Source organism: Bartonella saheliensis, assembly GCF_902162175.1.
This window is the reverse complement of record NZ_LR607201.1, coordinates 39,537-62,701: the sequence shown is the minus strand read 5'-3', so window position 1 is coordinate 62,701 and position 23,165 is coordinate 39,537. Positions and strand designations below refer to the sequence as shown.

Here is a 23,165-nt window from a genome sequence, read left to right as displayed (position 1 = left end):
TAAATCAATATGTTGTATATAATACACTCTTTAGTCAACAGCATGAAATATAAGGTTTAAGTATTTTTCTAAAATAAATATAAATCAGCAAAATAACATACTCTCTTTCATGGAGATTTTGTCTCTTTAGAATATGTCATAAACAAAAATTCAACTATTTTAGCTTGTTCTCTTAACACCGCAATAAAACACTTCTCTCTTGAGTATATTTCTAGTCTAAGCTTCCTTCCTCAGTCTTAGAAATGAGAGAGAAAAAATAAAGAATTTGTTTTTTAAACTTCAATCTTTAGTAATCTCTTTCATAAAAGAGACCAATACTCGAGTTTTTTTCATTTCCTATAGAACCTTTAGCTTTGAGATGACGAGAAATATCTAAATTAATTGTCCCTTTCGTCGTTCCATCAGATCCTGCTTCAAAGCCTAAATAAATGTTATTGTGTATGTAGCGTCCAATGCGTAAACCTGTATTACCCTTTTCATTAACGATAACATCAAGGTCATCAAGTCCAATTTTAGCTCGTAAAGTGTTCAACAAAGATGTATTAGAACCACCTGCAAGATCCGCTGCAGCTGCCGCAAGTTGAGCAATCTGAAATGGTGATAGCTCATTAAGAGAGCGCTTAAAAATCAAACGCGCCAAAATCTCATCCTGTGGCAAATTCGGTTGTGAAGAAAAATTAATATCAAGATTATCAATCGTTCCACTTACGGTTACAGTGACGCGAATGTCACCACTGGTATTATTGGTTACAAAATAAACCGTAGGATTAAGATTACCGCTAAAACTTGCTTGTCCTTGATCAAAATTAAGACGTTGTGAAAGAATATCAAAACGTCCACGAATCATTCTAAATTCACCCACTGGATGCACATCATTTAATGGACCTGCTAAATTAATGCGCCCTCCCAGTTCGGCATCTAACCCTTTTCCCCGTACAAAAAGTTGATTGCGTGCTGTAATACGCATATTTGATAACACAACAGATGATGATTCTTCTGTGACACTAGGTCTTTTATTTGTGCTCTTAGCATCAGCACGTTCAAGTGTTTTTTGAATTGGCTTTGTTAAATTTTTATTTTTGACATCAAGAAACTTAGCATTTTGAAAATGATCAGGAACCAGAATTTCAGCCTTTTCAACGATGATATCTCCACCAATAATAAGATCACTTAGAAAGTGACCTGTCATTGTCATCTCACCTGACAATGTTGCAAGAATCATAGAACCATCATTATAATTGGCATTATCAAGATGAAAGATCAAATCTGCCTCTAGATCATTAGAAATACGACCTGAAGCAGAAACTCTCCCTCCCTCAGACGAAGAAGCTGAAGCTTTCTCTATAAGAATATGATCGCCATTTAATTTGCCTTCAAGCGTTATATTATTCAATCCTACATGGGTTTTTGAATCCAAAAAGCTACCATCGGCTATAGAAATATTTCCAGTAAATTGTGGCTTTGATAACGCACCATTAAGAACTGTATCAACTCTTGCTGTACCCGTTATATATGCACCACGCTTAGCTAATAAGAGATTAACAAAATCAAGAGGCATGATCCCTTTAACATTTAATTTTGCCTCTGAACCATTAAGAGAAACAGGACCATAAATGGAAAGATCTAATCCTTTATCTCCAGTTGCTATCATATTTTCAATATGCAATGTCGACTTTTTATAAGAACCACGAGTATTTATATTGATTGACATCGGTCCTTTATGCGTCATCGTGGTTAAGCTTTGACTAGAAAGCTCAAAATGAGCCGATGGATCCTTTATTGTCCCACCAATATCAATTTTGCCTATCACCGTCCCATCAAGCGCTTGTCCTGCAATAAAGCTATTCGCCAAACGTGCAGATAAATTTTGCAAATTAATATGGAGATCAAGTTTGTCTTTCTCTAAAGATACCAGCCCCTGAGCTTGTGCTTGTACTCCTTCCCCTGTTAAACTTGCATTCAAAGTAAGGTTTTGATCTAAAGTTTTCCCTGCAGCTGAAAGCGAAAAAGGCATAATTTTTTTATCTTGAAGAGCAACTGTTGTCAGTTCCTCACCTTTTATATCATAGGTTATATCAGGTTTTTTAAAATGACCACGAATTATAACCTTTCCTGTTACACTCCCTGCTGCTCCAAGATCAGATTTCCACAGATTGGCTAAATTAGCAGGGAGAGAATCCATGGTAAGTTGCAAATTCAGGGTGTCTTGAATATTCCCGGAAAGGGTAATTTTACCGCCATTTATTGCAATTCCTAATTCATTGATTGTCATTCCATCTTTATCAAAAACAATGATTGATGGTTTTGGCAATGTTGCATGAAAATGATGTTGTTTTAAATCTACGGTTTCAATTCGTACTTCCCGTTTTATGCCTTTTGGAAGTTCTACACCCATTACACGACCAGAAAGCTGAGCATTAAGAGCATCATGCAACATCGCTTGGACAGTAAAAACCGTTTGTTCATTATTTCTATTGGCCTGAGCTTTTAAACGGTTGACCATTATCAAAGGAGTTTGGATATGCTCTGCATTGATAACACCTTCAAACTGAGTTGTGCCAAAAGGATCAAATATGTCGGCATCTATTGCCAGTTTTTTTATTTTATTCTTGGCAAAATTCAAATGGTTAACATGCGCCTTTACATGGGCTTTTTGTCTACCATTTTGTTCATCAAAAATAAAATCTCCTTTTACTTCTCCACTACCATCCTGTAAAAATAACGCTGAAAGCACTGAAATATCATCGGCATCAATATGCAGTGCTCCTTTCAAAAAACCTCCAAGCTGTTGAGAAAGATCACCCGTTATCTTTGCACTTCCCCCTTTAATATCAATATTCTCAAGTTTTCTAATCTTATGAGAATCCTTAAAAGAGGCGGATAAATGTAGAGGTTTATGAGCAAAAACTCCTTCACCTTTTACACTCCCCGTTAAAGAAGTAACGGGTGTTGTATTATCTATAAGTGCCTTTACGTTAAATGTTGTGTTTTGAAGTTCCTTCCCCATAACGAACGCTTTATCAATATGAGCACTTGTATTGAGCTTTATATGGCTATTGCGCCCTCTTGCTGTTCCTTGAATTGTAAGAGCACCGCTTATCTTCGGATTTAATTTGGCGAGATCAGATATTTGAGCAGATAAATCCATTTTAGCGCTTTCATCTGAAAAATAACCATTAGCCTGTATGTTTGTATATTGATTTTTCAAATTCAAATGACGGAAAATAAAGCCCATCGTGTCGTGGGCAACGCCACCTGAAAGAGTGATATTTTCTTTGAATAAACGATCAAAAGGCTGCACGCCTATTTTCATATTGTCAGCCATTCCTGATAATTTCAGATCAAAAATGCCACTCAATAAACCAATCGTTCCTTTGGCTTTAATATCTGCTCTACCAGAGAGGGATTGTTTACTGAATACTTCTAAAGGAGCTAGTGTTTGGGCTTTTAACCCAAGATCGCCTTTAAAAATAAAATTCTCCATTGTTCCTTTTAACCAAGAAGAAAAACCCTGAGCCGTAACACTAAAATCATGAATCAAAATTGGTTTATTCGAAACAATATCCGTATCTAAATACATATGAACCGCTTGGCTTAAATCTTCTACGACCTCTCCCTTAATCTTTTTAACCCCTTGAAGCGTTCCATTAACCTGAATACCAACATGACGAGAAGCCGCATTGTCAAGATTTTCGCTTACTCCCCCCATATCAAAAACCGCATCGCGAATATAAACATTGTTATTGCTAAAATGATGGACAACCAGCCGCCCATTCCAAGATTGTTGTCCTTCGCGACCATAGTCAATGTTCAAAGCAAGAGCATTCGCAGGTTTTGATGCCTCTGATATGGGAGAATGAACAAACTCCTTTTCGTTATCAAGAGCCATTTTGCCATCAACAAAAAGCCGCCGCAAAAAACCATCGGCCGTTATTTCAGCATTGGCAATAACATTCATTGCTTTGCCCTGAAGAACCATCTGATCAAGGTGGGTTACCCCCTCTCTTGTCCTTCTTGCTTCTGCTTTTAATATTATATCAGATGCGAAGAGATGACGATATTGAGAAGGTATTAAAGGATCCAATCTACCCTCTAGTTTTGTAGAAAAACTGTGTCCTTCTGAAACACTTGCAAGAATAACATGACCATCTAAAATAGAATGATGATCGGATTCTAAAGAAAGGTTGATAACCAAATCATCAAAAGTACCATCACCTTTAATCGCGAGATTCAATGCTGGGCGTTTTTCCATGTTAAAAACATTCGCCAAAATGCCATTTTGCGGTTCATCAGCAGAGATATCAATTTGAGCTGTACGATTGCTCTCTGATATCTTGGTAAGAACAGAAAAAGACCCCGGTGCATCTAAACGATGCGCCACCATATCAACATCAAAATAACCTCTCGCCAAAGTGAAATTACCTTCTAAGGACATATCAGCAGAAAAACCAAAAAGATTCTGCTCAAACGTCACATGTTGAGCTGTAAGTGTATTGATCGAAAGAGCAAGTGGCAATTTTGGTAAAGAAAACCTACCCATCTCAAGGGAAGAAATAAAAGAAGAATTACCTTGTGGTTTGCGCAAAAACGTAATCCGTTCTGCCGAAAGCTGATTAATATCCATCCGCCCTTTTAGCAAGGCTAGACGATTCCAATCCATTTTAGCATTAGTAATTTTAAGCCAAATCCCCTTTTTATCGCTGACAGTAATAGTATCAATTGATGTTTGAGAAGATAGCGCTCCTTGCATATTGTGTAAGCGAACTTGACGATTAGGCGCTGAAAGCTTGCTTTCAATTAAAGAAACAAACCATGAACGATCGTCTGCTGTCTCCTCGCTAGAAGCAAGACGGCCTTCTCTTTGTGCAAAAACAAAACCACCGACCAAAAAAAACATAAATCCAAAGAAGAAAGCTGATAAACATACACTTTTTTTCATTAAAATGCTTGTCCTATACCCACATAAAAACCAATGCGAGGATCACCCTGCTCTCTTTTTAAAGGAAAGGCTAAATCAACGCGCAAAGGACCAAGACCTGTCATATAGCGACCTCCTATACCGGCTCCCCATTTAATTTTTTGAGAAAAATCAAAATTCGCTTTTTCCCCTACGAGACCTCCATCAAGAAAACCGACAAATCCTATTTTATCATTTAAAGAAACACGCAATTCTGCCGATCCCTCAATAAGCGCCCGTCCACCAACAACCGCATCATTTTCTGTTTTAATACCAATATTACGATAAGCATAACCACGAACAGAGCCCCCACCACCAGCAAAAAAGAGCGTATCTGCAGGAACTTGTGCTGTATTATTTCCAAGAATTGTACCAAGCTTTGCCCGCGCTGCAAAAACAAAACGATCCCCTTCATCCAACGCCCAATAAGAACGGCCTTCTGCCGTTACTTTTGCAACAAAATTACTAAAACGCATCTCATAAAAGGGCTCAATGAGAACTTCACCATATAAACCTTTTGTTGCATTAAACCTATTATTACGACTATCATAAGTCAAACCAGTAGGAAAACCAATTGTTGTAAAATTACGACTTCCAAAATAGATATCACGTGAGTAACCATTTGAAACTTCTATAGCAGCCTGTCCCGATAGATTACTATTGAAAATATGCGTAATACCTAATTTCCCTTTGATGGCTTTTGTTGTATAATTTTCCAGAACATCTTGCTGTATTTTTAATTCTGACCTGAGATCTGTATCAGGTGTGAGTACACCCGGCTTTATAAACGTACCGCCGAAAAGATAATCAAAATTTTTAAAATTATATGATTGTTTTTTATTGCTGCCAACACCACTCATTTTTGTTTCAATTTTAAGGACTTCTGCATGCCCAAAAAGATTGTTATGCATCCAATAAGCTTCAAAACCAGCACCATCTAATGTTGAATAACTACCCCCTAAACCAAAACGACGCGGTTTACGTTCTTGTACAATAAGCATAAGTGGTAAACTGCCATCTGGGTTAATGGTATCAGCCTCACGGATATTGATCGCACGAAAAACACCAAGGCGTGCAAGACGTTCATTTGCTTTAGCTAACGCATCGGAATCGTATTTCTGGCCGGGTTTCAATCCGGTCATCCATGCGATATAAGCTGAATCGACACGTGGTTTCTTACTTATATTACGGACACTTAAAGGACCATAATGAGCCTTTTGTCCAGGATCAACAACAATCCTTCCTTCAATATGCAACGCAGCATGATCAGCCACGATATTACTTTTTGTAATTTTAGCTTTTGCATAACCTTGTTGACGCCATCCTTCTACCGCCCATTTTTCTGCTTTCAAAATGGTTTCAGATTTGGCAATAGCACCAACTTTATAGCCCAATTCTTCAATGGTGAGCATTTTATGCGCTTTACGCTCTTCAGGAAGCGCTACTTTATCAATATCTGCAATACTAAAAACATATTGTGGGCCAGCATTAATCGTAATAACGATATTGGATTGTGTTGGAAGTTGCGTTACTGGACTTAAATCAGCAGCTTCTAACCCATTAATTTTAATACTGATCACACCACCATAGCGCCCATCAGCATAAAGAGCAGAAAGAATAGCACGATAATCTGAACGTGCTTTGGCTAACAAACCAGAAGAACTCGCAGATGCTTTCTCTTTATCTGCAAAAAGAGAAGAGACAGATTTAACTATTTTTATGCCTTCTGATGGCGCCCCTGGTGGTGTAACAATATCAACTTTATAAAATTTCTCTGTACTTTTAACAGAACGTGAAGAAGAATTTGTTTTCTTTTGACCAAAAAGAGGGAGACCAAAAAAATCAAATGCAGCAAGTGGCTGTGGAAAAGAAAAAGCGAAACACAAGCCTATAAATACACAGCGCACAGTTCCTGATTTTAACAAAATTCTCGTCTGATATACCATAAATCAGATACCTTTAATATACTTTGCATCTACTACACTTCTGAATAATATAAAATAATAAAGGTAAATATAACTATTTTGCATACTCTACACGTTTTATCACATCAAATAATACTCTACGATACATAACGCCCCCCTCCCCTCATATCTTCACAAAATTCTGCTCTGTTGTGTCATACAAACACCCTCGTTCCTTTTCCTTAACATATTCATTGAGCTTATTATAAATGTTTTATTGCGCTCCATATTATCATGGTTAAATTTGTACAAATAATTTTTAGAACGCTACAAAAACCCGCGTACGTATATAGATCTATCCATAAAAAAAACCATAGAGATGCTTCTTGATTTTTGTGCGTAGATATGATTGTCTCTCCAAAATCTAAAGGGGGAGATAAATGATCGCACGTATTACAACTGTTGCTTTTCGCGGTCTAGAAGCAGTTCCTGTCGATGTACAGGTTATGATTTCATCCGGTAAAATAGGAATGGCTATTGTTGGGTTAGCCGATAAGGCCGTTGCAGAAAGCCGTGAACGCGTACAAGCAGCCCTCCATGCTTGTGGTCTTTCTATGCCAACCAAACGAATTACGATTAATCTTGCACCAGCTGATTTGCCTAAAGAGGGATCGCATTATGATTTGCCAATTGCCGTAGGCTTAATGCTTGCTATGGGAATCCTCCCTCCAGAAGTAGCGCAAGACTATGTCATTTTAGGTGAATTGTCACTGGATGGTTCGCTGACCGCTGTCAATGGTGTTTTACCAGCAGCCATGACAGCTGTATCCCTCGATAAAGGACTGATTTGTCCCTTTCAATGTGGACCTGAAGCAGCATGGGCAAATGCAGAAATAAATATTCTTGCCCCCGAAACTCTTCTCACGATAGTCAATCATTTTAAAGGGACACAAATTCAAAAACGTCCACAACCGCGCCAATATACGATCGAAACTGAACTTCCAGATCTTTGTGAAATCAAAGGACAAAAAACAGCCAAACGTGCCTTAGAAGTTTGTGCTGCTGGACGCCATAACCTTTTGTTTGTTGGTCCTCCTGGTGCTGGAAAATCTATGTTGGCGCAACGCTTACCTTCTATTTTACCCCCTCTTGATAGTCGTGAGCTTTTAGATGTCTGTCTGATTGCATCTATTACAGGAGAAACGATTCATAATACCATTTCACTTCATTGCCCCTTTCGTTCCCCACATCATTCTGCTTCCATGGCCGCAATGATTGGTGGGGGACTTAAAGGACGTCCAGGAGAAATCTCTCTTGCCCATAATGGGGTATTATTTCTTGATGAATTGCCTGAATTTTCTCCGCAAGTTCTTGATTCCCTTCGTCAACCTTTAGAAAGTGGAGAAGCGGTTATCGCTAGGGCTAATCATCATATCAGCTATCCTGCTCGCTTCCAACTCATTGCCGCAATGAATCCTTGCCGATGTGGTATGGCAGGTGAAAAAGGCCATGTTTGTGCTAAAGGAATACGCTGTCAAATCGATTATCAATCCCGTATTTCTGGTCCACTTCTCGATCGAATTGATTTACGGATTGATGTTCCTGCTTTGACAGCTATGGACCTTATGCAACCAGAGCAATCAGAGAAAAGCTGCGATGTTGCTAAACGCGTCGCACGGTGTCGTACCATTCAAGCCAAACGTTTTGCAGCACTAGGCTTGGATCATATCCGAACCAATGGCGATTGCCCTGCCAAAATTATAGAACAAATCGCCATTCCTGATAAAAATGCCGCTATACTCTTACGAGATGTGAGTGAAAAAATGCACCTTTCTGCACGTGCTTATCATCGCATTCTCAAAGTTGCACGTACGATTGCTGATCTTGATGAATCCGATAATCTTTCATGCCGTCATCTCGCAGAAGCTATCTCCTATCGACTCGGTACGGAAAGATTAACAGCTCTTAACTAAAAAACTGTTCATCAGTAAAAACTTATTGGAAAATAACGCAAATAAAGCTCTGTAAGTTTACCATCCTCTTCTAAAGATTTTAGGGCATAATTGAGGATATCAATCAATTTTTCGTTCTTTTTTGCAACAGCAAGCTGCATTCCTTGACCCAATAACTGGGGTGCCATATACGCCCCCCCAACAAAATGGTAGGAATCTATAGATTTTTGATTGTTGAACCATAACGATAAAGAAAATCCATCATCAAAAATAAGGTCAATTTTATGCTCTTGTAAGGCTTTATAAAGCTCTTCCCTCTCTTTAAATCCTTGCCATTTTGCTTTAGGAAAATAATCATGAAAAAGCTTTTCGTGAATAGTGTTAGATAAGACACCACTGGTTAAATGAACCAATTGGTTGCTTAATGGCTCATCAAGGTTTAATTGTCGAGAAGCAACAAATCGCGCTGGAAAGCGCAAATATGACTTTGTAAAAATAAGATCTTGTTGGGTTTGACTTGTTTCTTTTAAACCCGCGATAATGACTTCTGCACCACCATTTTTGACATGCTCGACCAGCTCTTTCCAAGGAACCACCTCTACTTCACAAAGTTTCTCTAATTTTAATTTTAAGCAAAGAGCACGCAATAAATCGATATTATAACCTGTAAGATGCCCTGTTTGATCAAGAAAATTAAACGGAGGAAAATCAAAAGTTGTTACAAAACGTAAACGAGTGATGTTCTTGGTATCAGGTTGTACAAAATGTTCATGCGAATCAAAAAAAGAAGGCAACCTTCCAGCTATTTCAGCTTCTGCGTAAGAGAAAGATAGAAATCCTCCTGCTACAAATAAAATGCGAATAAAAAGAGTGTATAAATTATGGAGTAAAAAGTAGCATAAACGCCATTGAAAATGTTTGATGTGGATAGGTTTTCTTATTTTCAAAATCTCTTCCCCATTTTTCAAAGATAAGATGCAACACTGCTTCATTATTATCTAATGCACTTCATCAAAATATCTTTCATTTCATAAATAAAATTCTTACTCTTTTTAAACTGTTAAAAATTTTAACAGTTTTCGTATATTTTTTGAAATACATTGAAAATACTTAAACTTTTGATCTCAAATATTCTCGAGGTATTTGACGTTATACTCTTCATACTCAGCTTCTTTCGATAAATTACACTTTTAAATTCTTTTGTCTTCCCATTCATGCGATTCACTTAACGAAAGGCTAAACAGATAAACCCTGCGCTGAATATTCACCACGCACTGTAAAAATACTTAAAATATATCAAAGAAGCGCTTACTTTTCTTATATGATTGCCCTAAGTGACAAGTTTTGCTGTATAATAGTGTCATATCGTTTCATCATTCTCTCCATTATATATCGACAGATATTGAATCTAGTGCTGATATACGGTAAATGTTTAATGTGGTTATTCCATAAATAACTGAGCGGAACATTGAGCTTTTAAAAAGCGGATAGAATATTGTAAATTGAACACAGAAATGGACTAACTTATGAGTGATGAAATAACCTCACCGACACAAGGCGATGACTATGGCGCCGCCTCTATCAAAGTTCTCAAAGGTCTTGATGCTGTACGCAAACGTCCGGGTATGTATATTGGTGATACGGATGATGGATCGGGGTTACATCATATGGTCTATGAAGTTGTAGACAATGCTATTGATGAAGCTTTAGCCGGTCATGCAACTCTTGTAAACGTTACACTCCATGCTGATGGTTCTTGTTCTGTTCGTGATAATGGACGTGGAATTCCAACTGATATCCATCCAACAGAAGGTATTTCTGCCGCTGAAGTTATCATGACACAGCTTCATGCCGGCGGAAAATTTGATCAAAACTCTTATAAAGTTTCAGGTGGATTACACGGTGTTGGTGTCTCTGTGGTGAATGCACTTTCCGTTTGGCTTAAATTGCAAATTAAACGTAATGGTAAAATTCATAAAATGTCTTTTACCCATGGAGTGGCTGATGCTCCATTAAAAATTGTTGGCGATTGTGATCAAGAAAGTGGAACAGAAATTAGATTTTTACCAAGCTCTGAAACCTTTACTATGGTTGAGTTTGATTTTGAAACTTTAGAGCGTCGTTTACGGGAATTGGCCTTTCTCAATTCTGGCGTTCACATTCTGCTTGTTGATGAGCGTCATGCTGACATTCAATCCGTTGAATTGCATTATGAAGGCGGATTAACAGAATTTGTCAAATATATTGATCAATCAAAAAAAGCGCTGCTTGACACTCCTATTTATATTACCAGTGAAAAAGATGGTATGAGCGTTGATGTTGCCCTATGGTGGAATGATTCCTATCATGAAAAAGTCTTATGTTTTACCAATAATATTCCTCAGCGGGATGGTGGAACGCATTTAATCGGTTTTAGAAGTGCTCTTACACGCCAAATTAATGGTTATGCTGAATCTTCAGGGATTGCCAAAAAAGAAAAAGTGAATTTAACTGGTGATGATTGCCGTGAAGGATTAACAGCTATTCTTTCTGTCAAAGTTCCTGATCCTAAATTTTCTTCACAAACAAAGGACAAATTAGTTTCTTCTGAAGTGCGCCCTATTGTTGAAAATTTGGTCAATGAAGGTCTTTCAATATGGCTGGAAGAACATCCTAATGAAGCAAAGCTTCTCATTAGTAAAGTGGTGGAAGCTGCAACAGCACGTGAAGCAGCACGTAAAGCACGTGAGCTCACAAGGCGAAAAGGAGCGCTTGACATCACTTCTCTGCCAGGAAAACTTGCCGATTGCCAAGAGCGTGATCCTGCAAAATCAGAAATCTTTATTGTGGAGGGAGATTCGGCGGGTGGTTCAGCAAAAAGTGGACGCTCACGTCAAAATCAAGCAATTTTACCTCTCCGCGGTAAAATCCTCAATGTTGAACGAGCCCGTTTCGACCGCATGCTCTCATCTGATATGATCGGAACACTTATTACCGCTCTTGGAACATCTATTGGTAAAGATGAATTTTCACCCGATAAATTACGATATCATAAGATTATTATCATGACAGATGCGGATGTTGATGGAGCTCATATCCGCACTCTGCTGCTCACTTTCTTTTTTAGACAAATGCCCGAGTTGATTGAACGGGGACATCTTTATATTGCTCAACCTCCTCTTTATAAAGTATCGCGTGGAAAATCTTCTCAATATATTAAAAATGAAGCAGCCTTTGAAGAATTCTTGATCGATACGGGACTAGAAGAAACAACTCTTGAGCTTTCAACGGGAGAAGTTCGTGCAGGAGCTGATTTATATCAACTCGCTAAAGATGCCCGTATATTCCGTCAACTTTTAAATGGCCTTCATACCCGTTATAACCGCAATGTTGTTGAGCAAGCAGCCATTGTTGGAGCTTTTAACTCTGAAGCCTTTGCAACACAAGAAAAAGCACAAAAAATAGCAGATGCTGTCGCGCAACGTCTTAATCTGATTGCTGATGATATGGAGCAAGGTTGGTGTGGACGATATACAGAAGATGGAGATTTATGTTTTGAACGTGTTTTACGTGGCGTTAAAGATGTTATCACGCTTGATGCAGGGCTTATAAACTCAACGGATGCACGTCAAATTGATCGCATTGCCCAAAATTTTAGCGACCTATATCATCCGCCTCTTCTTTTACGCCGCAAAGATAAAACAGAGCGCATTTTTGGACCTATGAGCCTCTTAGAAAGCATTTTTACAAATGGTAAAAAGGGTATTACGCTTCAACGCTATAAAGGTCTTGGGGAAATGAATGCTGAACAGCTTTGGGAAACAACCCTTGATCCCAATGCCCGTTCTCTTTTACAAGTAAAAATTAATGATGCAACCGATGCAGATTCACTTTTTTCTCGTCTCATGGGTGATGAAGTTGAGCCTAGACGTATTTTTATTCAAGACAATGCCTTAAGCGTTGCTAATCTTGATATCTAAAAGTACTCTTCTGTTTTTGGCTGTATAAACGTTGTGGTTTTATACATTGTTTTTTCGTATTTGAACATTCCCTCTCTTTTCATTTACGATAAAAGAAAAATAAGGAAGGTCATAGATATGGCAACTGAAACAGAGCGTGTAGGCGTCAAAGGGGGGATGGAGCATTCCTTTGGTTTCACAAGAGTTGATGAAACACAAAAACAATCCATGGTCGATGGTGTGTTTCATTCTGTTGCTGAAAATTATGACAAGATGAATGATATCTTATCCTTAGGGCTACACCGTGTGTGGAAAAATTCTATGGTTGCATGGCTTTCTCCCCCAGCACTTTCTCATTGGAGAGTTCTTGATGTTGCTGGTGGTACAGGCGATATTGCTTTTCGCATCCTTAATGCTTCGCGCCAAAAAGCCCATGCTACGGTTCTTGATATTAATGGCTCTATGCTCAACGTTGGCAAACAACGTGCACAAAAAAATGGTCTTGCTCCTCTGATTGATTTTGTTGAAGCCAATGCAGAACATCTCCCTTTTGAAGATCAAAGCTTTGACGCTTACACAATTGCTTTTGGAATTCGCAATGTTCCTCATATTGATCAAGCTCTTAGAGAAGCTTTTCGTGTTTTAAAACCCGGTGGACGTTTTTTATGTCTAGAATTTTCAAGTGTCGAGATGCCTTGGCTCGATAAAATTTATGATCTTTGGTCTTTCCATGCTATCCCTAAGCTGGGTCAATTTATTGCAAATGATGGCGATGCTTATCGTTATTTGGTTGAATCTATTCGAAAATTTCCTAAACAAGATGATTTTGCCTATATGATCAAGCAAGCGGGATTTTCACGCGTATCGTACCGTAATCTCACCGGTGCGATTGCAGCACTGCATTCAGGTTGGAAAATTTAAAAATGGTGCAAATTTCTCCTTACTTTCAATTGATGCGTGCAGGGTGGGTTTTAGCGCGTGAAGGTGTTTTAAGTGCTCTTCCTCATGATGATCTTCAAGGATTTCCAGCATTATGTCATCGTATAGCGCGTGCATTAACACGACGCAAAACAAAAGAGAAACAGCGATCTGAAAATATTTCGTATGCCATCAATAAGCTTGGACCCTCTTACATAAAACTTGGTCAATTTCTTGCCACAAGGCCTGATATTGTCGGACGGAATGTTGCAGACGATTTGTCACAACTCCAAGATCGTGTTGAAACATTTTCTTGCACCGCCGCTATTGCTCAAATTGAAAGTTCGCTTGGTCGTTCTATTGATGATTTATTCGTCAATTTTTATCCCCCCATTGCTGCTGCTTCTATCGCTCAGGTTCATCCTGCTGAATATTGTGATGAAACCGGTCATACGAAAAAATGTGCCGTAAAAGTTATCCGTCCTAATATTCGCGCGCGTTTTTCTAAAGATCTTAGAGGTTTTTATCTCATTGCGCGTTTACAAGAGCGTTATATCCCTGCCTCTCGAAGGCTGCGCCCTGTTCGTGTGGTGGATACTTTAGCACAAACAACACGCCTTGAAATGGATCTACGCTTAGAAGCAGCAGCCATATCTGAAATGGCTGAAAATATTCAACAGGATACGGGTTTCCGAGTGCCAAAAATTGATTGGGAACGGACAGGGCGTAATGTTCTCACCATGGAATGGATTGATGGTATAAGAATATCCGAAATTTCCAAGCTTAAAGAAGCAGGTTTTGATCTACAAGCGCTTGCCATTACGCTTATTCAATCTTTTCTACGCCACACATTGCGTGATGGTTTTTTTCATGCCGATATGCATCCTGGTAATTTATTTGTAGACTCAGATGGATGTATTGTCGCTGTTGATCTAGGGATTACAGGAAGGCTTGGCAAAAAAGAAAAACATTTCCTTGCTGAAATTCTTTATGGCTTTATTACGCGTGATTACCATCGGGTCGCCCGCGCTCACTTTGAAGCAGGCTATGTCCCTTCACACCATAATATTGAAAGCTTTGCGCAAGCCAATCGCGCGATTGGTGAACCAATTCACGGACAATCAGCACAAAGCATTTCCATGGCTAAGTTGCTTACACTGTTGTTTGAAGTCACTGAACTGTTTGACATGCAAACGCGACCCGAACTTCTCTTACTGCAAAAAACAATGGTTGTCGTGGAAGGTGTTGCTCGCACATTAGACCCCAGTTTTAACATGTGGAAAGCTTCTGAACCCGTTGTTAGAGAATGGATTAGTAAAAATTTAGGACCCATAGGCGTTGCAAAAGACTTTAGTGAAGGAGCACAAGCTCTCCTTTCGCTGGCACGCAAAACACCACAATTGATACAAAATTTCCAACGTATAGAAGAAGATTTCAATCAAATGAGGAAAACAGGTTTTAGTCTTTCTCCTACCACCCTGAAACAACTTGCTGCTGAACAAAGTCGTAGAAATCGTTATGGACGTTATAGTCTGTTCATCATCGCACTTTGTTGTGTTTGTCTTACTTTTTATCTTTTTCATCTTTTCTAATCTGCTCAATGTGCTAAAAAATACCAAAGATGAAATCATTGAAATCATTTTATTTCTTAGAGGTATTTTATGGCTAGCCTTACTATTCGTAATCTTTCCCCTGAAGTCAAAGAAGCTTTGCGCGTACGTGCTGCAAAAAATGGTATCTCTATGGAAGAAGAAGCGCGCCGTCTTTTAAGTAATCCCACCACTCTCACCACACACCTCTCTCATGCAAGTGCCGTTGAGATGCAATCATTGAAATCAAAATCTCTTCTCCTTATTATTGGTGGAAGTATTGCGGCCTATAAAGCGCTTGATCTTATTCGTCGTTTAAAAGAACGTGGCGCACACTTAAATGTCATAATGACAAAAGCAGCGCAAAAATTTATTACGCCTTTAGCCGCTGAAGCTTTAAGCGGTCGTACTGTATATACCGATTTATTTTCACGCGAAGAAGAACATGATATCGGACATATCCGACTAGCTCGTGATGCTGACCTTATTATTTTAGCCCCTGCTACAGCCAATCGCATTGCAAAAATAGCCCATGGTATAGGAGATGATCTCGCCGATTGCGTCCTTTTAGCAGCACGCTGTCCACTTCTAATTGCCCCCGCTATGAATCCATCCATGTGGGCGCATCCAGCCACTGTTCGCAATGTTACACAATTGCGCGCAGATGGTGTCCATATTATTGGACCAGAAATAGGAAAAATGGCTGAACGTGATGAGACAGGCTATGGACGCATGAGTGAACCCTTAACCATCGTCGCTGCCATAGAGGCTCTTTTAGATAACCATGAAAAGCCTCTCTCTGGTCGCCATTTCATCGTTACCTCTGGTCCTACCCATGAACCCATTGATCCCGTGCGTTATCTTGCTAATCGGTCTTCGGGTAAACAAGGTCATGCCATTGCTACCGCTCTTGCGCATTTGGGAGCAAAAGTAACCCTTATTTGTGGACCCGTTAATCTTGCAGATCCGCAAAAAGTAAAAACTATCCACGTTGAAACAGCACAACAGATGTTACAAGCCGTTCAAGAATCATTGCCTGCGGATGGTGCCATCTTTGTTGCCGCTGTTTGTGACTGGCGCAGTCAAACGCAATCTTTACACAAAATTAAAAAGAATGCTCATAAAACACCACCATCCCTCCATATGGTTGAAAATCCCGATATTTTAGCAACAATTGGACATGCTCCAAATCGCCCCTCCTTGGTCATTGGTTTTGCTGCTGAAACTTGTGATATCATTGCCAATGCGCAAAAAAAATGTGTTGAAAAAGGCGCTGATTTCATTCTTGCTAATGATATTTCTCTTCAACCAGATGGCACAAGTGTCATGGGCGCTGATACAAATCAAGTTTATCTCGTAAGTAAAGAAAAAGTTGAACAATGGCTCCCTATGCGTAAACAACACGTAGCGCAAAAACTAGCAAACATGATCGTATCATTTTTTACTCCCCAAACGCCTACGCCACATGAGAAAAAAACACCTCATTTCAAATCATAAATTTTAAAATACTAAAATATCTTATAAAATAAGAACTGAATTTTTGAAGATACAGAAGTTATCTATCCATCTCGATTAGATTAGAGAACATATTAATTTATCATGATAATCTAGCGTTATTCAACTTGAATGAGAAACCCGAATAGCGTAAGCCTCTCTCATTCCAAATCCATATATTGAATCAATCAAAACCATTTGCTTGCACGTTAGCAAAGATAGCCCCGTGAATATAAAATATTTAAGAAAAGACAAAAAATCTATAATGAGCTGTTTCAAGGGCTAAGTGCTTGTCGCAACATTGAGAGGACTGGCAAAGTATATGGTGCTCCCGGCATATTCTTTTGTTAAGCATAAAGGTAGTGGTGCGCCTCATAAGTTTTATAGTATTCATAGCAGCTATCTTTATTCCATTAACGAAGACTGTTGCAAAAGGGGTATGATGAGCGTTGAGAGAATATCTCTCTATTTTAGATCCTCATTAAAATTAAAGATGATAAATTCTTTCATAAATGAATAGTGTTATTCGCTCAAAATTATTCGCCCCAATGCACCATTTTTATGAAAAATATTTCAATGAACTCTTCATTTTATTACACTTAATAGCTCTTAAAATTCAAAATATTAGAGATCGTGCAAAACAAATAAGGATATCAATAAACAAAATTCGGAAGCTATACTGGATAAAAAAATTGCAGTAAAAAACGCCTACTCAATATCTCTTACCACCTTAAACTTATATATATCATGTAAACGCAATAAGCTAAACTCCTTACAAAAATATTTAAAAACTTTGCTACAACAGCTGCTTCTTAAATTCTGCTCGGTTTTTTAAAACCAAAATTTCTATTGATTCAAATTTTATTTTAAACAAAAAAGCTTTTGTTATTTTTTATTTTAATTACTTATTCTATCCATTTTATAAGAAAAATTTAGCCTGATTTTAATAATATATAAAGGTGAAAATCCTCTTTTTTATAAAGCAATATCAATGTATTTCTTTAGTATTATTGAAAATAGAGCTTGTAATTCAAGAAAGAAAAAATTATACAACGCCTTCTTTAAATATATTTCTTGTTTTTTTTTGCTTCTTTCCTTAGTTTATTAATCTATGATTTTTACTGCTGCCTATCGTGCTTTACAACGTTTGCTGACTTCGCAATATAGCATTATGATCCTAAAAGCATTGGGGATTACTTTTTTTTTGCTCGCCATTTTATGGTTATGTGTGCACCAACTTTTTGTATCTTACTTTTGGCCTTGGGCTTCCCAGTTTCTTCCTGGACTTCCGAGTTGGGCAGGATGGTTGGGATTTAGCATGCTTATCATCTTTAATCTTGGTTTGGCTCTTTTATTAGCTTTTTTTATTGCTCCCATCACTGCTATGATTGGTAGTTTTTTCATTGACTCTGCTGCGGAAATTATTGAAAAGGAAGATTATCTAAATGAGCCTCTTGGACAAGCGATGCCATTTGGACGTTCTCTTATCCTCTCCTTTAAATTTGTTATTTTGAGCCTTCTTGGTAATGGAATTGCTTTTATTTTATTCTTCATACCGGGTGTTAATTTCATTGCTTTTTATATTATTAATGGTTATTTGCTTGGGCACGAATATTTCTTGTTTGCTGCTTATCGTTTTCGAACAGAGCAAGATGCGCGTGCTTTTTTACATACTCATTATACAACGGTTTTTGTCGCTGGATTATTGATCGCAGTTTTTGTTTCAATTCCCATTCTTAATTTAGCCACACCACTTTTTGCAGCGGCCTTTATGACACATTTACACAAAATGCTTTCCCAAAAAACTATGGCACGCATCACTCAAAAATAATGTTTTTTTAACTTCAAAAAACGCACTAGCCAAAGAAAGCATACTATAAAGCTTTCTCATTTTACCCCCCCCTATTCATATTGAATTAATTATAATCGTTTGTTGAAATGTCATAAACGGGAGCAATGTGTGCATACACAATAAAAATAATGTTTTTTGGGGTGCTTTATTTTATGTGAAACGCGTGCTCTTTAAGAAAATCATTTGAAAAAAATCTTGCTCTGGTATTAGCGTTTCGCTAACATAACGTCATCATATCCATAATTTTTAATGGATGCGTATAGTCTTGTTAAGGTTTTATTATTATCAGGTTTCTTTGCTGCAGAACTGTCGATATTAGTGATTAATTGAGAAGAGTCATTATTTATTAAAAGGAAATAAGCCGTTTGTTAACCAGCGCAAGAGGTGAATTTTAATATAAAAATCAAAGAATAAAAACATATAAATTCTTAAAATTTCTGAGAAATTTGTTATAGGGAATACTCTTTATGCATATGATTGTTATGACATTGGAAATATTAAAAATAAAAAAGCAATGGAGTTAGAGCTATACGTGCGTGGATAAAAGTATTAAATGGATTCGTTACTGTTCAGCCGGAAAAGCAAAAGAAAATGTGACTGCTTAAGTTCTATATTCTTTCAAATCATGCAAAAAAGATGTGTAATATTTAAAGGAAGGCTATAAAGATGAACTGGATTACAAATTATGTTCGTCCTAAAATTAATTCTATATTGGGACGCCGTGAAATTCCAGAAAATCTATGGATAAAAGATCCTACAAGTGGTGAAATGATCTTCCATAAAGATCTGGAAGCCAATCAATTTGTAGCTCCCAATTCTGGCTATCATATGCGTATCAGTGCCAAAAATCGTCTTATGCATTTTTTTGATGATGGTGTTTATACAGCTCTTGAAAATCCAAAAGTTGTAACAGATCCTTTAAAGTTTCGCGATGAAAAACGCTATATTGACCGGTTAAAAGATTATCGTTCTAAACTTGGTGTTGATGATAATATTTTAAGCGCACGCGGTACGATTGAAGGTTTACCCATCATTGCAACCGTTCAAGATTTTGCCTTTATGGGTGGGTCTCTTGGTATGGCTTCAGGAGAAGCTATTATCAAAGCTTTTGATACTGCCATTGCGGAAAGGCGTCCGTTGGTTCTTTTTTCTGCTTCCGGTGGTGCTCGCATGCAAGAAGGAACACTCTCATTGATGCAAATGCCCCGTACAACAGTAGCAATTGAAATGCTGAAAGAAGCAAAACTTCCCTATATTGTTGTTCTGACCAATCCAACCACCGGTGGTGTTACTGCTTCTTACGCCATGCTTGGTGATATTCACATTGCTGAACCCGGGGCTATGATTGGTTTTGCTGGACCACGTGTGATTCAACAAACTATACGTGAAACCCTACCAGAAGGCTTTCAAAGTAGTGAATATCTGCTCGAACATGGTATGATTGATATGGTTGTATCGCGTTTAGAAATGAAAACAACCATTGCACGCCTTTTACGCTTAATGATGAAACATCCTGCTGTTCTTAACCCTTCCAACCCATCCCCAACAGATCCTCAAACGTCTCTTTCTACAACAAAAGCAGCTTAAATTTATGCAACAAAGTCAAGTACAAAGGGTGGTGGATGATTTACTCAAGAATTATCCGAAAAAATTTGATCTTTCTTTAGGACGTATTATCCGCCTTTTAGAGCGTCTTGGCAATCCACATTTAAAACTTGGCCCTGTTATTCACATTGCTGGAACAAATGGCAAAGGATCTGCCTCAGCAATTTGCCGTGCTCTTTTAGAAAGTGCAGGCTATCATGTTCATATGTACAGCTCACCTCATCTCGTCAACTGGAATGAACGCTGCCGTTTAGGCCAAAAAGGAGGTGGTCAACTTGTTACAGAGAGCTTATTGGCTGAAACAATCCATGAAATTATAAAAATCAATCATCAAGAGCCAATTACTATTTTTGAAATTTTTACAGCCGCTGCCTTTATACTATTTAGTATACATCCAGCTGATGTCGTTATTTTAGAAGTTGGGTTAGGAGGACGTTTTGATGCTACCAATGTCATTAACAAACCAGCTGTATCACTTATTATGCCCATTGATTATGATCATGAGAACTTTCTTGGAAACACAATTTCTCAAATCGCCTTTCAAAAAGGTGGGATTATCAAACCAAAGGTTCCTGTGGTTATCGGTAAGCAAAATTATGAGGAAGCTTTTGCTACTTTAATATCCCTTGCCGATAAACATAAAGCACCTTATTCTTTATTTGATCAAGATTATCAAAGCTATAAAGAACATGGACGTATGGTTTTTCAAAACAATCAAGGTCTTATGGATCTTCCCCTTCCTAACCTTATTGGAGACTACCAAATTGCCAATGCTGGTGCTTCTCTTGAAGCAGTCTATCAAGCAGGTTTTCACCTTTCAGAACAAGTCATACGTGACGCTTTGAAAAATATTTATTGGCCTGCACGGATGCAACATCTCACCCACGGATATTTGGTTGATAAACTGTCTCCTAAATTTGATTTATGGTTAGACGGTGGTCACAATCCTGCTGCTGGAAAAGTTATTGCGGCTGAACTTACACAATGGAGAAAAAAAACAGATCGTCCCATTATTATGATTGCTGGCATGATCAATACAAAAGATGCTGTCGGTTATTTTTGTCCTTTAGCGAGCCTTGTCGAGAAAATATATACGATACCGCTTATTAATAATAACGCCAGTATCTGTCCTATAAATTTAGCTGAATCAGCCCAAAAAGCAGGAATCTTTGCGTCCCCCCAAGCGCACCTACAAGATGCTTTGCATAAAATTAAGGAAGAATATCAAGAGGCTATTGTCTTTATTGGAGGTTCCCTTTATCTTGCTGGCGATATTTTGCGTGACAATAAAACACCACCGTGTTAGAGATTAGCTATTTTAAAAGCTTTGAAAGATAGACTTTTTAACCATGCAACTTGATTGTGCACTTTATCAACATCCTAAACTTATTACTGTTTTTGGCGGGTCTGGTTTTGTAGGACGTCATGTCGTTGAAACTTTGACGAAACGGGGATATCGCGTTCGTATCGCTGTTCGTTGTCCACAAAAGGCTTATTACATGCTCCAAATAGGAGAAGTAGGGCAAACCCAAATGCTTAAAACGGATATCAAGCATCGTGCCTCTGTTGCACGCGCATTACTTGGAGCTGATGCTGCAGTGTTTTTGCCTGGTAGTTTAAAACAAGCAGATCAATCCAATTTTAAAAGTACACAAATTGATGGTACTTACAATGTTGCTGAACTAACAGCAGAAGCTGGTATTCCACTCATCTATATGTCAACACTTGTAGCCCAAGAGAATGCTTCATGTCTTTATGCCCGTGTTAAATTTATGGGTGAGCAAATCATTCATAATAAGCATTCTCAAGCAATTATTATCCGTCCATCTATTATCTTTGGACCAGAGGATTGTTTCTTTAACACCTTGGCAGATTTGTCACGTTTTTTACCCATTATGCCTCTTTTTGGAGGTGGGCAAAGTAAATTGCAACCCGTGTATGTTGGTGACGTTGCCGAATTTATCGCACGTGCTTTAGATGGGAAAGTTTCTTGGGGAAAAAATTATGATCTTGGTGGCCCCCAGATTATCACCTTCCAAAATACTCTTGAAAATATACTCAAAATTATTCACCGTAAAAAAACGCTCCTGTCCATGCCTCTTTCTGCGGGGTTATTGATTGGAGGAATTTTGGGAATAATCGGTAAATTGCCTTTTATACCAACACTTGTAACAACCAATCAGATACGCTTTTTGCAAATGGATAACATTGTTTCTCAAGAAGCTCTTGAAAATGGATACACTTTAGAAGGTGTGGGAATTACCCCTAAAGCAATCGCTGCATGCTTGCCAAATTATCTCTGGAGATTTCGTCCACATGGTCAATTTTCCCAAAACTTATTCGTCTAAAATAAATTCTCCCAAAACTGAATTAGTTATTTGATTTATAATTCACAGTTTGTTGTTCGCTATTTAAAAAACAGCGTGTTCAATAGATTGGTGTTTTTGCATCTTAAATGCTCTATTCAAGATTACACAAAGTGTTTCTTCACACATTTACAGTCTTTTGATGAAAATTATTGAAAACAGCAAAAAGCGTCTCTTATAAACTGTCTTTATGCAAGAGCAAAGGTACCATAGGAATCCAGAAGAACTAGATATAGATTGTCTATTCATAAACATAAAGAAAACAATATATGGCTTTGCATTATATTATTTTGTTCAAAAGCTTAATCATGAAATGAAACGAGGTAATGTATATTTTCTAAACAACCGCATGAGCAAGGAGAATAAGACTATACTATTTTTGATTATCCTGTAAAAAAGTTGCTATAAAAACCGTGAAGAAATGCATCATTTTTATTCTTTAAAAAGTATCCCTCTGAAGATTTTTAAAAGCTTTAAAGTTATGTGAAAAGGATAAAATTTTGTTTTTATAATAAGACTTCATCATGAGATCTCTTGTCCTCTTCGTAAATCGTTACTCAGATCCATAAATGCATGTTTGTTGTACAAAT

The 23,165-nt window shown here is 37.9% G+C and carries 12 protein-coding genes; 9 read left to right on the top strand and 3 right to left on the bottom strand.

The window, feature by feature from the left end; all coding sequences use genetic code 11:
* Positions 1 to 286 precede the first annotated feature (286 nt).
* Both FS875_RS03930 and FS875_RS03925 read right to left on the bottom strand, forming a co-directional pair.
* Positions 287 to 4,939: a translocation/assembly module TamB domain-containing protein gene (locus tag FS875_RS03930; protein ID WP_144753327.1), complete on the bottom strand. Its 4,653-nt coding sequence runs from the start codon at positions 4,937 to 4,939 to the stop codon at positions 287 to 289.
* Positions 4,939 to 6,903 carry an autotransporter assembly complex protein TamA gene (locus tag FS875_RS03925; RefSeq protein WP_144753324.1) on the bottom strand — a complete coding sequence of 655 codons (1,965 nt, stop codon included), beginning with the start codon at positions 6,901 to 6,903 and terminating at the stop codon, positions 4,939 to 4,941. The genes FS875_RS03930 and FS875_RS03925 overlap by 1 nt, the downstream gene beginning before the upstream one ends.
* 398 nt (positions 6,904 to 7,301) lie before the next feature.
* Here FS875_RS03925 and FS875_RS03920 point away from each other — a divergent pair, with 398 nt between their 5' ends.
* Positions 7,302 to 8,834, top strand: coding sequence for a YifB family Mg chelatase-like AAA ATPase (locus FS875_RS03920; protein WP_144753321.1), 1,533 nt, complete (start codon positions 7,302 to 7,304; stop codon positions 8,832 to 8,834).
* Positions 8,835 to 8,845: 11 nt separating this feature from the next.
* Here FS875_RS03920 and FS875_RS03915 read toward each other — a convergent pair whose 3' ends face one another.
* Positions 8,846 to 9,805, bottom strand: a complete 960-nt coding sequence (locus FS875_RS03915) for a transporter substrate-binding domain-containing protein (protein ID WP_144753318.1) — start codon at positions 9,803 to 9,805, stop codon at positions 8,846 to 8,848.
* Between the two features lie 534 nt (positions 9,806 to 10,339).
* On the opposite strand from FS875_RS03915, the gene gyrB reads away from it, so the two are divergent.
* From gyrB to FS875_RS03875, 8 genes are all read left to right on the top strand, one after another.
* The gene (gyrB, locus tag FS875_RS03910; RefSeq protein WP_144753316.1) at positions 10,340 to 12,772 is read left to right on the top strand and encodes a DNA topoisomerase (ATP-hydrolyzing) subunit B; all 2,433 of its coding nucleotides are present in this window, start codon (positions 10,340 to 10,342) and stop codon (positions 12,770 to 12,772) included.
* 117 nt (positions 12,773 to 12,889) lie between these two features.
* A complete protein-coding gene (ubiE, locus tag FS875_RS03905; RefSeq protein ID WP_144753313.1) occupies positions 12,890 to 13,672 on the top strand; it encodes a bifunctional demethylmenaquinone methyltransferase/2-methoxy-6-polyprenyl-1,4-benzoquinol methylase UbiE in 783 nt (260 codons plus the stop codon).
* A gap of 2 nt (positions 13,673 to 13,674) precedes the next feature.
* Positions 13,675 to 15,261 carry a 2-polyprenylphenol 6-hydroxylase gene (gene ubiB, locus FS875_RS03900; RefSeq protein ID WP_144753310.1) on the top strand — a complete coding sequence of 529 codons (1,587 nt, stop codon included), beginning with the start codon at positions 13,675 to 13,677 and terminating at the stop codon, positions 15,259 to 15,261.
* Positions 15,262 to 15,330: 69 nt separating this feature from the next.
* Positions 15,331 to 16,755 carry a bifunctional phosphopantothenoylcysteine decarboxylase/phosphopantothenate--cysteine ligase CoaBC gene (coaBC, locus tag FS875_RS03895; protein ID WP_144753307.1) on the top strand — a complete coding sequence of 475 codons (1,425 nt, stop codon included), beginning with the start codon at positions 15,331 to 15,333 and terminating at the stop codon, positions 16,753 to 16,755.
* A 1,108-nt stretch (positions 16,756 to 17,863) separates the two neighbouring features.
* On the top strand, positions 17,864 to 18,583 hold the full coding sequence (locus FS875_RS03890; protein ID WP_144753305.1) for a sulfate transporter family protein: 720 nt from the start codon (positions 17,864 to 17,866) through the stop codon (positions 18,581 to 18,583).
* Positions 18,584 to 19,270: 687 nt separating this feature from the next.
* Positions 19,271 to 20,191: an acetyl-CoA carboxylase, carboxyltransferase subunit beta gene (accD, locus tag FS875_RS03885; protein ID WP_144753302.1), complete on the top strand. Its 921-nt coding sequence runs from the start codon at positions 19,271 to 19,273 to the stop codon at positions 20,189 to 20,191.
* A gap of 4 nt (positions 20,192 to 20,195) precedes the next feature.
* Positions 20,196 to 21,515 (top strand): bifunctional folylpolyglutamate synthase/dihydrofolate synthase, encoded by a 1,320-nt coding sequence (locus FS875_RS03880; protein ID WP_144753299.1) that lies wholly within the window; start codon positions 20,196 to 20,198, stop codon positions 21,513 to 21,515.
* Between the two features lie 43 nt (positions 21,516 to 21,558).
* Entirely contained in the window at positions 21,559 to 22,557 is a 999-nt protein-coding gene (locus tag FS875_RS03875) for a complex I NDUFA9 subunit family protein (RefSeq protein ID WP_144753296.1), read from the top strand.
* Positions 22,558 to 23,165 lie beyond the last annotated feature (608 nt).